The organism is Rhodococcus sp. BE178 (genome assembly GCF_050433545.1).
Taxonomy (GTDB): Bacteria; Actinomycetota; Actinomycetes; order Mycobacteriales; family Mycobacteriaceae; genus Prescottella.
Genome location: NZ_JBNPXA010000005.1, coordinates 151,969 through 164,813 on the forward strand (window position 1 = coordinate 151,969; position 12,845 = coordinate 164,813).

Sequence of the window (12,845 nt, forward strand, 5' to 3'; positions counted from 1 at the left end):
CCCCACACCCGACCGTCGACTCAGCCCGGCAACGTGATCTTGACCCCGGGCAGGATCTCGATGACGCGACCGCTCGGGGGCGGCGGAAGCTGCGGTGCCGGTGCGGGCGCGGGAGCCGGTGCGGCCGGGGCCGGCGAATTGGCCGTGCTCTGGCCGGACCCCGATGCGCCCGATCCCGCCCCGGTGTACGCCGGGACACCGGCCTGACCACCGATCGGTGCCGGCCAGGGGAACTTCTCGACGTCGGTGTCCTCGAGCGCGCCGTCCATCGTCTTCTTCCAGATGTCCGACGGCAGACCCGAGCCGTACACGGAGCCGCCCCAGGTGTTCTCGATGGCCTTGGCGTCGGCCGTGCCGATCCACACCGCGGTGGACAGCTGCGGGGTGTACCCCACCATCCAGGCGTCCTTGTTCTGCCCGGTGTCGCCGAGCTGTGCGGTGCCGGTCTTCGACGCCGACGGTCGGCCACCGGCCAGTCCGTGGCTGCGCGAGTACGACGCGATCGGCAGCATCGCCTGCGTGACGTTGTCCGCGACCGCCGCGTCGAGCCTGCGTTCACCCTCGGGCGCCGGCCGGTCCAGCAGCACGACACCGTCCGCCGTCACGACCTTCTGCACGAAGTACGGCTTGTGGTACATGCCCGACGCCGCCAGCGTCGCATACGCCGACGCCATGTCGATGGGCCGGGACAGGTACTGGCCCAGCACAATTCCGTTCTCCGGCGAACCACCCTCCTGCGTGAGCGTGGGGTACTGCCATCCCGGCACCGTCTCCGGGATGCCGGCGGCGTGTGCGGCGTCCGCGATCTTCTGTGCACCGTCGTCCATCGCCAACGTGAGGCGGTAGAAGCTGGTGTTGAGGGACCGCTTGAGCGCCTCGGCGATGGTGCACTTGCCGCAGGACTCGCCCTCGACGTTGGTGATGGTCACGCCGTAGACGGACAGGGGACCGCTGTCGTACATCTGCGACAGCGGGATGTCCTGCTGCAGTGCGGCGACCAGCCCGAACACCTTGAACGAGGAACCCGTCTGGAGTCCGGCCTGCGCGAAGTCGAAGCCCTTGCCGTCGGCGCCGCCGTAGTAGGCGCGCACCGCACCCGACTTCGGGTCGACCGACACCACGGCGGTGCGCAGGTTCTCGGGTTCACCGTCGAGCGTGTCGGCGACCGCGTCCAGCGCGGCCTGCTGCGCCGTGGGATCGATGGTGGTGGTGATCTGCAGTCCCTCGGTGTTCAGATCCTGTTCACTGACACCGGATTCGGCGAGTTCACGCAGCACCTGCGCGCGGATGAGGCCCTCCGGGCCCGGCGCCGCACCTGCATCCGCGAGCGGTGCCGTCGGGAGCACGTCCGGGAACTGCATCGCCCCACGCTCGACGGACGACAGCGCCGACATCGTGACCATGCCGTCCAGCACGTAGTCCCAACGCGCCTTCAACGCTGCCGGATTGGTGACGGGATCGAGGCTCGACGGGCTCTGGATCACCGCAGCCAGCACGGCACCCTCGGCCACCGTCAGCTCGCCCAGCGGCTTGCCGAAGTACGCGTCGGACGCGGCCGCGATGCCATACGCGCCGCGGCCGAAGTAGATGGTGTTGAGGTACGCGGCCAGGATCTCGTCCTTGGACCACTCGCGCGCCATCTTCGACGAGATCACCAGTTCCTTCATCTTGCGGGTCACGGACCGCTCCGACCCGACCAGCGTGTTCTTCACGTACTGCTGGGTGATGGTGGAGCCACCGCCGGCGCTGTCCTTGCCGAGCACGTTGTCGCGGGCCGCGCGCGCGAAACCGCTGACCGAGAATCCGGGGTTCGAATAGAAGTCGCGGTCCTCGGCCGAGAGCACCGCGTTGCGCACGTGCTCCGGAATCTGGTCGATCGTGACCTCGGTGCGGTTGCCCTCTGGCGGCACGACGCGGGCGATCTCCGTCGTCCCGTCCGACGCCAGGATCGTCGACACCTGGTTGGTCTTCATATCGCCGGGCCGCGGCACGTCCGCGTCCTTGTAGGCGACACCGAACGCGATCAACGGGGTGGCGATCAGCAGGACGAGCACGCACAGCGTCACGTACAGGGCGATCCGACGGCCGCGCCGGCGCGGTTTGCGTCGCCGAGCCTTGGTGGCGGGCGGGCCGGATTCCGGACTACCCGCGGCTTCCGTGTTTGTTGAATTCACAATGGAACTTCCGTCTCAATCGGTACACTCGTCCGAATTTTTGCACTGCGCAGCGTCTTCGAGCCGCATTTACCGCGACACGCAGCAACCCCCGCAAACCTCTCGAACAGGTTGACATCGGACGGCGACCAGTGCAACCTCTATTTCACTATTGTTGTAGTGAAATGGAGATTCGATGGTCGAGTTCCACATCAACCGTCGATCCGGGATCCCCGCGTACGTCCAGCTGGTGCTCCAGGTGAAACAGGCCCTACGACTGGGCGACCTGAAACCGGGCGACCGGCTTCCTACCGCGAAGGAGGTGGTCGCCGCCGTGACGGTCAACCCCAACACCGTGCTCAAGGCCTACCGGGAACTCGAGAACGACGGACTCGTCGAAGCCCGGCCCGGGCTGGGCACGTTCGTGACCCAGTCGCTGCTCAAACCCGGCATGGCCGAACGGCAGGCCCTGCAGGACGAACTCGCGACGTGGGCGCGGGCGGGCGCGGACGCGGGGCTCGAACGATCGGACCTCGAGGCCCTGGTTGCAGCGGCATTGGACAGCGAATTCGGTGAGGACACAGGAGAGTTCACATGAGTGAGGCAGACAGCGCACTGACGGTGCGCGACGTACACAAGAAGTTCCGCCGCACAGAGGCACTGCGGGGCTGCTCGTTCGACGTCGAGCGCGGCAGCATCACCGCACTCGTCGGCGCCAACGGGGCCGGCAAGTCCACGCTCATGTCCATCGCCGTCGGCCTGCTCGAGCCGGACGCCGGAGAGGTGACGATCCTGGGACATCGACCCGGCCGGAACGGCATCGTGCCCGGGCTCGCCTACGTCGCCCAGCACAAGCCGCTGTACCGCGGATTCACGGTCGCCGACACCCTCCTGTTCGGCGAGAAGTCGAACACCCAGTGGGACAACGACTATGCGACCCGGCTCGTGACCGACGCCCAGATCCCGCTGTCGGCGCGCGTGAAGACCCTGTCACCCGGGCACCGCACCCGCGTCGCGCTGGCACTGGCACTGGGCCGCCGCCCCGATGTGCTCCTGCTCGACGAGCCACTGGCCGAACTCGACCCGCTCGCACGACGATCCGTCGTCCGCACGCTCATGGAGGACGCCGCCGAGCGCGGCACCACCATCGTGCTGTCGTCGCACGTCCTGTCGGAGGTGGCCGAGATCGCCGACCAACTGGTGATCCTCGGTTCCGGCCGGGCCCGGCTGACCGGCGCCCTCGACGACCTCCTCGAGGAGCACTATCTGCTCACCGGCGCGGCCGACCCGGCCGGCGTCGTCGGCAGCGGCTCGATCGTCGAGTCGCACCGGCACACCTACCTCGTGCGCGGCGCCCGTCCCACGCCCGGCGACGGCTGGCGCGTGGAACCCCCGAACCTCGACGACATCGTCCTGGCCTACCTGACCACCATCGACGAAGAGGCAGCATGATCTGGGTTACCTGGCGGCAGCACCGAACGACGATCCTGGCCGCGGTCGGTTCGGTCCTCCTGCTCGCGGTCGTCGCGGCGGTCTGCGGCCTCATCGTTCGGCGCACGAACAGTCCGGACCCGTTCGGCAACTTCTTCGACTGCGTGCCCGGCGACGGTTCCGCGGAGTGCTGGGCCGAGTCGACGCTCACGATGATCACCATCGTCACCGTGGTTCTGCCCGTCCTGCTCAGCGTGCTGGTCGGCGTCACCGTCTTCTCCCGGGACATCGAGCACGGCACCCACGTCCTGGGGCTGTCGCAGTCCGTCGGACGTGCGCGGTGGTACTGGACCCGGGTGCTGGTCGTGTTCGTACCCGTGGTCCTCGCCATGGCCGTCCTCGGATCAGCACTCCAGTGGACCCGCACGGCGGCCGTCGGGCCGAACTTCGCCTTCGTATCGTCGAGCAGCTACTTCGGGCACTCCAGTCTCACCTTCCCGCTGTTTCAGTCCACCGGATTGATCGCGGGGGCCTACACGGCCCTGGCACTGGTCCTCGGAAGCCTCGTCGGCCTGCTGCTCCGCAACACGCTCGGGGCGATGACGGTGACGCTGATCGCGATGGCGGCACTGCTGGTGGGGTTCCAGGTCGAGGCACGCCCGCAGTACGCGACACCCGTTGTGGAGTCGCAGCCGCTCGGATACAACCGTGCGGTCACCTACACGCCGGACACCGAGGCTGTCTGGACCTTGAGTTCGGGCTATGTCGACGCGGAGGGCCGCGGCGTGGACATGGACTACGCCGCCTGTAGCACGACCGGCTCCGAAAGCGGTTGGGAACAACGCCCCGACGAGACCTTCGCCGAGTACGAGTCGCGCCAGGACGCCATCTACGCCGCGCAGGACCGCGAGTTCACCGCCTGCCAACGGGCCCAGGGCATCGACCGCTTCGAAACGCGCTACCACCCCGGCAGCCTGTTCCGCCGCTTCCAGCTGACGGAAGCCGCACTGACCCTCGCGCTCTCGGCACTGCTGCTGATTCCGTCGATGTGGGCGGTGCGCCGGCTCCGGCCCTGACCCTTCGACACGAGCAACACTCGAACAAACGCTCGGCACCCGGCCTCCCGGGTGCCGAGCGTTTGTTCGTCGGGGCAATCCGACAAATCACCCAAGGTGGACTCCTTGTGGCACTCAGGCGCTCAATAGCGTTGGTAACGAGTCGAATTCACCGGTACCGACACTCGACGACACCCGGTCAGCAAATGTCCCACTGGGCGGGCATGTGACTGGCGTCACGGTTTCGCGATCAGTGTGATGTGAGAGCGCCGTCGGCCGACCGAAGGTGCCACGGCGGGAACCTGCGCACCCGCCATCTCCGGAGATTTCACAGGACCCGAAAACATCTGGTCCCGTTGCTTATTGGTGTCTGAAAGGATTCCACGGATGGTCACCACCCCGACCGGCGGCCCTGCGCCGTCGCCCACCGACCCGTCGGGTCGGACCCATGAGGAAGGCTGGAGCCTCCGCCTCGTCCTCTCGCTGCTGTCGATCGTGCTTCTGCTCGAACTGCTCGCGGTCAGCTACATGATGATCTCGACGGCCCTGCCGCAGATCTCCGCGCACTACCAGACCACGCAGGGTGCATGGCTGCTGACGGCATTCCTGCTGGTCGGTGCCATGGCGGCGCCGCTCATCGGCAAGCTCGCCGACATGTACGGCAAGCGCAAGATGCTGCTGGCCTGCGTAGGGATCGCGCTCGTCGGTTCGTTCATCTCGGCCATCGCGACGACGTACGCGATGATGATCGCCGGCCGCTGCCTGGCCGGCCTGATGGTGCCGACCCTGTTCCTGAGCTACTCGCTGATCCGTGACGTGTTCCCGCAGAAGACCGTTGCGCTCGCCGTCAGTATCGCCACCAGCGGCATGGGCCTCATCGCGATCGCCGCGCCGTTCCTCACCGGCTGGCTGCTCGACGACTTCGGCTTCCGCTCCATCTTCTGGTTCTTCGTCATCTGCCTCGTCGTGCTCGGTGGACTGATCCAGCTCACGACGGCCGAGTCGAACGTGCGCCTACGCTCGCGGATCGACCTCGTCGGCGCGATCCTGCTCGGCGGCGGCATCGCCGGCATCCTCATCGCGGTCAGCTTCGGCCCGTCGTGGGGCTGGACGGACGGCGGCACCCTGGCCTACCTCATCGGCGGCATCGTGCTCCTGATCGGCTGGGTCGTGTCCGCCCGCATGATCAAGGAACCTCTCATCGACCTCGACGTGCTCGGCAAGCGTCCCGTGCTGCTCACCACGATCAGCGCCGGCGTGGTCTACGGGTCGTCCGGCCTGTTCACCATCCTGCTGCCGATGATGGTCATGACGCCGGCCCTGTTCGGCCTGGGCTACGGCTTCGGCGTCGATGCCGAGGGCTTCGCCCTGTACCAGGTGCCGATCGGCGGCGCCGTCGTCCTCGGTGGTCTGCTCGTCGGCACGCTGGTGGGACGCAACATGCGTCCGCGGCCGCTGCTGGTGACCGGCCTGCTGCTCAACGCCGTGGCCTTCGCGCTGATCGCCCAGACGCACGACACCAAGTCCATCGTCATGATCATCTGCGCGGTCTTCGGTTTCGGTATGGGCATGGGCTACGCCTCGATCCCGAACCTCCTGATCGAGGCCGTGCCGCCGCAGCTCCAGGCCAGCTCCGCATCGATGGTGGGCGTCTCGCAGTCGGTGTTCCCGGCCGTGCTCCCCGTCATCGCTTTCGCGGTGATGAACAACTCGCACATCGTGCAGTTCCCGCCGGAGATCCAGGCGACCCTGCAGGGTGCCGTGTTCTACGACAATGCCGGATTCCAGGTGGCCTTCTGGATCGGCGCGGTGTTCGCCCTCGTCGGCGCAGTCGTCGCATTCCTCCTGCCGCGCAACATCGCTCAGATCGAGGTTCCGGCTTCCGCCACTCGCTCCACCCCGGACGGCGACGAGCTGGTCGCCGCGGGCTGATCGTCCGACCGACCGGGGGTTCTCCACGTCCCTCAGTCGCAGAATCGAACTAACCCGGGAGCGGGATGGTGACACCCGGGAGGATCTGAATTCCCGGCGGCGGTGCGGGGGCCGGCGCCGGGGGAGGGGGAGCAGGCGCCGGCGCCTGGGGGACGGGTGCCGGCGCCTGCTGCTGCGATTGTTGCTGCGGTTGTTGCTGCGGCTGTTGCTGCGGCGCAGGTGCATTCCACTGCTGTTGGGGTGCGCCCTGCTGCACCGGCGCCTGCGGAACGGTCTGAGCAGGAGGCGTCCAGGCGGGCGCCTCCTGCTGTGTCTGTGCGGACCGCTGCCGCGTCGGGGCGGATTCGGTGTACTGCTGCTCGGTGGTGGTCGACGACCCGCCGCTCGCGGCGGGTGCGCGTCCCTGCTGACCGCCGGACTGCTGCACCGCTTGCGGTGCCTGGAACTGCTCGTTGGAGGTCCCGGCGAGCGCGCCGTCCATCGTCTCCTTCCAGATGTCCGACGGCAGACCCGCGCCGTATATCGCTCCGCCCCCGCTGGTCTCGATCGCCTTGCCCTCCGCGGTCCCCACCCACACGGCGGTCGACAGCGACGGTGTGAACCCCACCATCCAGGCGTCCTTGTTCTCGCCGGTGTCCCCCAACTGCGAGGTCCCGGTCTTCGCGGCCGACGGGCGACCGCCCGCCAGACCGTGGTTCCGCGAGTACGCCGCGATCGGCGTCATCGCCTGCGTGACGGTGTCCGCGATGGGCGGATCGATCCGCGGCTCACCGGCGGGCGGGGCGTGGTCGAGCAGCACCTGGCCGTCCGAGTTCACCACCTTCTGCACGAAGTACGGCTCGTGGAACGTCCCCGACGCTGCGAGGGTCGCATACGCGGACGCCATGTCTATGGGTCGGGTCTGGTACTGGCCCAACACGATTCCGGTCTCGGGTGGACCGCCGAACTGCGAGAGTGTCTCGTGGTCGAGACCGGGGATCTGCTTGGGGACGCCGGCCTGGTGCGCGGCGTCGGCGATCTTCTGCGCCCCGTTCTCCATCGACAGCGTCAGGCGGTAGTAGCTGGTGTTGAGCGACCGCTTGAGCGCCTCGGCGAGGCTACACGTCCCGCACGTCTCGCCTTCGACGTTCTTGATGGTGAGGTCGCCGACGGTGAGGGGCGCGCTGCTGAACTGCGCGGTCAGCGGCACCTTGTCCTCGAGTGCCGCGATCGCGCCGAAGACCTTGAACGACGAACCCGTCTGCAGCCCGGCCTGGGCGAAGTCGAACCCGGCGCCCTCCGCGCCGCCGTAGTAGGCCCGCACCGCCCCCGACCTCGGATCGATCGAGACGACCGCCGCCCGCAACTGGTCGGGCTGCTTGTCGAGGGTTCGGTTCACCGCGTCCACCGCCGCCTGCTGCGCCTTCGCGTCGATCGTCGTGGTGATCTGCAGCCCGCCGGTGTCGATGTCGCGTTGACTGATCCCGGCGGCAGCGAGTTCGCGGGCCACCTGCGTGCGGATCAGGCCCTCCGGCCCGGGCGCCACGTCGGCCGCCTGCATCGGCGCGACCGGCAGGACCTCCGGGAACTGGGTGTTCGCACGCTCGGTGGCGGCGAGCACCCCCATCTCGACCATGCCGTCGAGGACGTAGTTCCACCGCGCGCGCAGCCCGTCCGGATTGGTCACCGGATCAAGCGCGGACGGACTCTGGACCACCGACGCCAGCACCGCGCCCTCCGCGAGCGTCAACTGCTCCACCGGCTTGCCGAAGAAGGCGTGCGACGCCTCCGCGATGCCGTACGCGTTGCGGCCGAAGTAGATGGTGTTGAGGTACGCGCCGAGGATCTCGTCCTTGGACCACTGCCGGGCCATCTTCGCCGACACCACCAACTCGCGCGCCTTCCGGATCACGTTCCGATCGGTGCCGACCAGTGCGTTCTTGACGTACTGCTGCGTGATGGTCGAGCCGCCGCCGGCGCTGTCGCGGCCCAGCAGGTTGTCCCGTCCGGCCCGCAGGAACCCAGAGATCGAGTAGCCGGGGTTGGAGTAGAAGTCGCGGTCCTCCGCCGACAGCACCGCATTGCGGACGTAGCCGGGGACGGCGTCGAGCGGCACCTCGGTCCGGTTGCCCTCGGGCGGCACCATCTTCGCGACGACGCTGGAACCGTCCGAGGCGAGGATCGTGGCCACCTGTTTGGTCTGCATCTGTCCGGGGCTCGGCACGTCCGCCAGCAGATACGCCGCGGCAAGCAGGACAATCGGGACGATCACGACTGCCGCGAGGATGCGTATCAGCGTGCGGTGGCGGGATCGAGTCCCACGCTCGGGCCGCTTCGGTTTCTCGGGGTTCGTGCTGCTCGTGGACTTCACGCGCGCAACTTCCGGTCCGCAACTGGCGATCCGACGAGGCCCCCAACCGGGGTCGGTCGAATCCGGTCGTCCTCCGATCGTCGCATCTCACGGCCCGGACGGCACGCGAACGTCGATCAGCCGAGGACGGACCCGGCATACCCGGCGCACCCCGTCATCCCCGCGTTTTGCGCACTTATCGCTCCCGAACGGGCCCCCGGAGGACCGATAAGTGCGCAAAACGCGGGAGGGAGGGAGGGAGGGAGAGCTAGGTGCGGCGGTGCAGCACGATGACGCCGCCGAGCGCCGCGACGCAGGCCAGGAGCACCAGCGACGCCGTCACCGACGGCTCGCCACGCACGATCGGCACGACCGCGGCGAGGAACGCCATGAACGTGAAGAACCCGAGGATGCCGATGAGCATCTCCAGGGGCTGACGGCCCCGCGGCGGCCTAGACAAGACGAGCCGTCATCTCAGCTCTTCACGCCGCCCGCGGTGAGACCGGAGACGATGCGGCGCTGGAACACCAGCACCATGATCACCAGCGGGATCGTCACGATCGTGCCGGCCGCCATGATCGCCGCGTACGGCTGCTCCCACGAGTTGGCGCCCGCGAAGCGCGCGATCGCGACCGTGACAGGCTCGGTCTTCTCCGTCGACAGCAGGCTCGCGAGCATGAACTCGTTCCACGTCGCGATGAACGCGAGGATCGCGGTCGTGAACAGCGCCGGCGCGGCCAGCGGCAGGATCACCAGCCGGAACGCCTGGAACCGGCTCGCACCGTCGATGCGGGCGGCCTCCTCGAGTTCCCACGGCAGATCCGACAGGAACGACGTGAGCGTGTAGATCGTCAGCGGCAGCACGAACGAGATGTTCGGGATGATCAGCGCCTGGTACTGGCCGATCCAGCCGAAGTCACCGAACAACTGGAACAGCGGCGTCATCAGCGCGACCGTCGGGAACATCGACGCGCCCAGGATGATGCCGGTGACGATGTACTTGCCGCGGAACTCGATCCGCGCCAGTGCGTACGACGCGAACACGCCGAGCAGCAGGCCGACGGCCGTCGTGACCACGCCGATGATCAGGCTGTTGACGATCGCGCCGAGGAAGTCGTTGCCCTTGTCCGTGGACAGCGCGGCGCGGAAGTTGTCGAGGGTCAGGTACGTGGGCCACGGCGTCGTGTCGAAGGTGTGGTCGACCTGCCGGAACGCGGTGACGACCATCCAGTAGAACGGCGCCAGACCCCAGATCAGGATGATCGCGACACCGAGGTACGTGCGCGCCATCTTGCCGCGGTCGGTGCGTCGGCGCGGCTTGGCGAGCACCGTGGAAGTCTCGGCGTCGGCCGGGGGAGCGACGCGGGTGGCGACCGCTGTCGGCACCGACGAGGTGGGTGTCACGGCGTGGTCGTCGAGGTCGTCGGGCTTGCTGTGGCGTCCCATCAGCGATCAGCTCCCTTCCGCTGCTCGTCCTGGGTGCGCACCGCGTTGGCGCCGAGGAACTTCACCATCACGAACGCCACGGCGAAGATCAGCAGGAATATCAGCGTCGACAACGCCGACGCACTCTGGAAGTTGCCTTGCCGGATGTCGGCCATCACCAGGATCGACAGCGTCGTGTTCGGCGTCGCGCCGGACGTGCCGGACAGGATCGCGGGCAGGTCGTACATGCGCAGCACGTCGAGGGTGCGGAAAAGTACCGCGACCATGAGGGCGGGCTTGACCAGCGGCAACGTGATCTTGGTGAACCGCTGCCACGCGCTGGCGCCGTCGACCTTGGCCGCCTCATACACGTCCTGCGGGATCATCTGCAGGCCCGCGAGGATGAGCAGCGCCATGAACGGCGTCGTCTTCCACACGTCGGCGATGATCACCGCGAACCGCGACGCCCACGGGTCGGTGGTCCACGCGATCGAGGTGCCGAGCAACTTATTGGCGATGCCGTTCTCGGCGAAGATGAAGAACCACAGCTTCGCGGTGACCGCCGTGGGAATGGCCCACGGGATCAGCACGCTCGCGCGGAGCAGGGACCGACCCCAGAAGGTCTTGCCCATGACCGTCGCCATCCACAGACCGAGGAGCACCTCGATCGTGACCGTGACGACGGCGAAGAAGATCGTGACACCGGCAGCGGACCAGAAGTCGTGCGCCAGGGTGCCGGGCGGGCACGTGCCGACGCCGCCACCGCAGTCCTGCACCAGCCACTGCAGGTAGTGCTTGAAGCCGGCGAACCCGCCCTCGGTGAAGCGCCCGGTGTCCGGGTCGATTCCCTTGTTCGCCTGAAAGGACAGGTAGACCGCGCGGATCACCGGATACACGATGACGACGGCCAGGATCACCATGGTCGGCGCGATCAGCCAGATCGGCCGAAAATCGCGTTTCTTACGTGGAGCGACCACCGGTGGTTCGTCATCGTGACCCGTGCGCGGCGTCCCGGGCCCATGCCCGGAAGCGCGACCGCCGTGGTCGGGATCGTCGATCCCGACCACGGCGCGGGCCTCGTCTGCTCGCCTCAGCCCAGCAGAGTCAGCCATCGTGCGTTACCTGATCTCTCGTGTTCGAACGGCGGTTACTTGGCCGCGTTCTTGATCGCCGCGGTCATGTCGGTCGCGGCCTGGTCGACCGTCACCTTGCCGTTGAGGGCGGCACTCGCGTTGTCCTGGATCGCCTTGGAGATGGCGGTGTAGTACGGCGTGACCGGACGCGGCTTGGCGTTCTCCAGCGCAGACTTGAGCGCCGGCAGGTACGGGTACTTGGCGATCAGGGCCGGGTCGTCGTAGACCGACTTCAGGACCGGCGGGAACGACGCGTCCGCGAACGACATCTGATTCTCCTCGTTCTGGACGAACGCGACGAAGTCACGCGCGGTCGCCTTGTTCTTGGAGAAGACGTTGATGCCGTTGTTGTAGCCGCCCAGCGTGGACGCGCCGGCGCCGGTCGGTCCGACGATCGGAGCAACGGCGACGTTGCCCTTCACCTTCGAACCGTCCTTCTCGGCGTTGTCCCACATGTACGGCCAGTTGTAGGCGTACATCGCCTCGCCGCCGACGAACGCGAGGTTGGTCTCCTCCTCGGTGAAGCCCGTCGAGCGCTTCGCGATCTGTCCGGCCTGGTAGGCGTCGACCATGGCCTGCATGCCGGCCTTGGACTGCGGCGAGTCCACCTCGGGGGTGCTGCCGTCGGCGCCGACGACCGCGCCGCCCCACGAGTTGATGAACTGCGTGGTGTTGACGGTCAGGCCCTCGTACTGCTTGAGCTGGGTGACCATGCAGTCCTGGACGCCCTTGTCCTTGGCGACCTGGCAGCTGTCGGTGAGCGCCTTCCAGTCCGCGGGGGCCGTGGGGGTGAGGTCGGTGCGGTAGTACAGCAGCTGCGCGTTGGTGTTCTGCGGCGCGGCGTACAGCGTGCCCCGGTAGGTCGCGGACTCGACCGTCGCCGGCAGCAGCGGCGCGGTGTCGATCGCGAGGTTGCCCTCGAGCGGCTGCAGCCAGCCGTTCGCGGCGAAACCGGCGGTCCAGACCAGGTCGAGAGCCATCACGTCGTAGTCGGCGTTGCCGGCCTGCAGCGACTGCTCCAGCTTGTTGCGCTGGTCGTCGGCCTCACCGGGCAGTTCCTTGAGGGAGACCTTCTCGTCCGGGTTGGCCGCATTCCACTTGTCGATCACCGGCTGCAGCTTGTCGGTGTCGTTCTTGCCCATCGCGAACGAGATCGCACCGCGGCCGTCGAGGTTCTGCTTGACGGCGTCGTCGACGCTGGCGCTGCCGCCGTCGCTGTCACTCGAGCAGCCGGCGATCGCGAGCAGCGCGACGGCCGAAGCCGCGACCGCAACCCGCGTGCGCGTCTTGAAAGAACGCATGGTCCACCTTTCAGATAGACGTCTCCGGCCCTCCACGGACGTGAACTCCGCCGGACCGAGGCATATGTCGCCGCTTACTCTGGCAC

At 67.8% G+C, this 12,845-nt stretch carries 10 protein-coding genes; 4 read left to right on the forward strand and 6 right to left on the reverse strand.

Going from position 1 to position 12,845, the window contains the following annotated elements; all coding sequences use genetic code 11:
* Window positions 1-20 precede the first annotated feature (20 nt).
* Entirely contained in the window at window positions 21-2,174 is a 2,154-nt protein-coding gene (locus J2X34_RS11830) for a transglycosylase domain-containing protein (protein ID WP_114720145.1), read from the reverse strand.
* Window positions 2,175-2,349: 175 nt separating this feature from the next.
* Between J2X34_RS11830 and J2X34_RS11835 the strand changes: the two genes are divergently transcribed.
* From J2X34_RS11835 to J2X34_RS11850, 4 genes are all read left to right on the forward strand, one after another.
* Window positions 2,350-2,751 (forward strand): GntR family transcriptional regulator, encoded by a 402-nt coding sequence (locus J2X34_RS11835; RefSeq protein ID WP_429517373.1) that lies wholly within the window; start codon window positions 2,350-2,352, stop codon window positions 2,749-2,751.
* A complete protein-coding gene (locus tag J2X34_RS11840; protein WP_429517375.1) occupies window positions 2,748-3,605 on the forward strand; it encodes an ABC transporter ATP-binding protein in 858 nt (285 codons plus the stop codon). The genes J2X34_RS11835 and J2X34_RS11840 overlap by 4 nt, the downstream gene beginning before the upstream one ends.
* A complete protein-coding gene (locus J2X34_RS11845) occupies window positions 3,602-4,660 on the forward strand; it encodes an ABC transporter permease (RefSeq protein ID WP_429517378.1) in 1,059 nt (352 codons plus the stop codon). Before J2X34_RS11840 ends, J2X34_RS11845 begins: the two co-directional genes overlap by 4 nt.
* A 366-nt stretch (window positions 4,661-5,026) precedes the next feature.
* Entirely contained in the window at window positions 5,027-6,571 is a 1,545-nt protein-coding gene (locus tag J2X34_RS11850; RefSeq protein WP_114720151.1) for an MFS transporter, read from the forward strand.
* A 49-nt stretch (window positions 6,572-6,620) separates the two neighbouring features.
* Here the strand turns inward: J2X34_RS11850 and J2X34_RS11855 are convergent, their stop codons facing one another.
* From J2X34_RS11855 to J2X34_RS11875, 5 genes are all read right to left on the reverse strand, one after another.
* Window positions 6,621-8,951, reverse strand: a complete 2,331-nt coding sequence (locus J2X34_RS11855) for a transglycosylase domain-containing protein (protein ID WP_429517585.1) — start codon at window positions 8,949-8,951, stop codon at window positions 6,621-6,623.
* Window positions 8,952-9,168: 217 nt separating this feature from the next.
* On the reverse strand, window positions 9,169-9,324 hold the full coding sequence (locus J2X34_RS11860) for a hypothetical protein (protein ID WP_174914171.1): 156 nt from the start codon (window positions 9,322-9,324) through the stop codon (window positions 9,169-9,171).
* Between the two features lie 50 nt (window positions 9,325-9,374).
* Window positions 9,375-10,190: a carbohydrate ABC transporter permease gene (locus J2X34_RS11865; protein ID WP_174915045.1), complete on the reverse strand. Its 816-nt coding sequence runs from the start codon at window positions 10,188-10,190 to the stop codon at window positions 9,375-9,377.
* 155 nt (window positions 10,191-10,345) lie between these two features.
* Entirely contained in the window at window positions 10,346-11,437 is a 1,092-nt protein-coding gene (locus J2X34_RS11870; RefSeq protein WP_114720155.1) for a carbohydrate ABC transporter permease, read from the reverse strand.
* A gap of 35 nt (window positions 11,438-11,472) precedes the next feature.
* A complete protein-coding gene (locus J2X34_RS11875) occupies window positions 11,473-12,759 on the reverse strand; it encodes an ABC transporter substrate-binding protein (protein ID WP_174914175.1) in 1,287 nt (428 codons plus the stop codon).
* Window positions 12,760-12,845: the final 86 nt, after the last annotated feature.

Bases quoted from the DNA above. Each gene is read 5' to 3' on its own strand.
- J2X34_RS11835 (WP_429517373.1), top strand. From the start codon at position 2,350: ATGGTCGAGTTCCACATCAACCGTCGATCCGGGATCCCCGCGTACGTC.
- J2X34_RS11840 (WP_429517375.1), top strand. From the start codon at position 2,748: ATGAGTGAGGCAGACAGCGCACTGACGGTGCGCGACGTACACAAGAAG.
- J2X34_RS11845 (WP_429517378.1), top strand. From the start codon at position 3,602: ATGATCTGGGTTACCTGGCGGCAGCACCGAACGACGATCCTGGCCGCG.
- J2X34_RS11850 (WP_114720151.1), top strand. From the start codon at position 5,027: ATGGTCACCACCCCGACCGGCGGCCCTGCGCCGTCGCCCACCGACCCG.
- J2X34_RS11860 (WP_174914171.1), bottom strand. From the start codon at position 9,324: ATGCTCATCGGCATCCTCGGGTTCTTCACGTTCATGGCGTTCCTCGCC.
- J2X34_RS11865 (WP_174915045.1), bottom strand. From the start codon at position 10,190: ATGGCGCGCACGTACCTCGGTGTCGCGATCATCCTGATCTGGGGTCTG.
- J2X34_RS11870 (WP_114720155.1), bottom strand. From the start codon at position 11,437: ATGGCTGACTCTGCTGGGCTGAGGCGAGCAGACGAGGCCCGCGCCGTG.
- J2X34_RS11875 (WP_174914175.1), bottom strand. From the start codon at position 12,759: ATGCGTTCTTTCAAGACGCGCACGCGGGTTGCGGTCGCGGCTTCGGCC.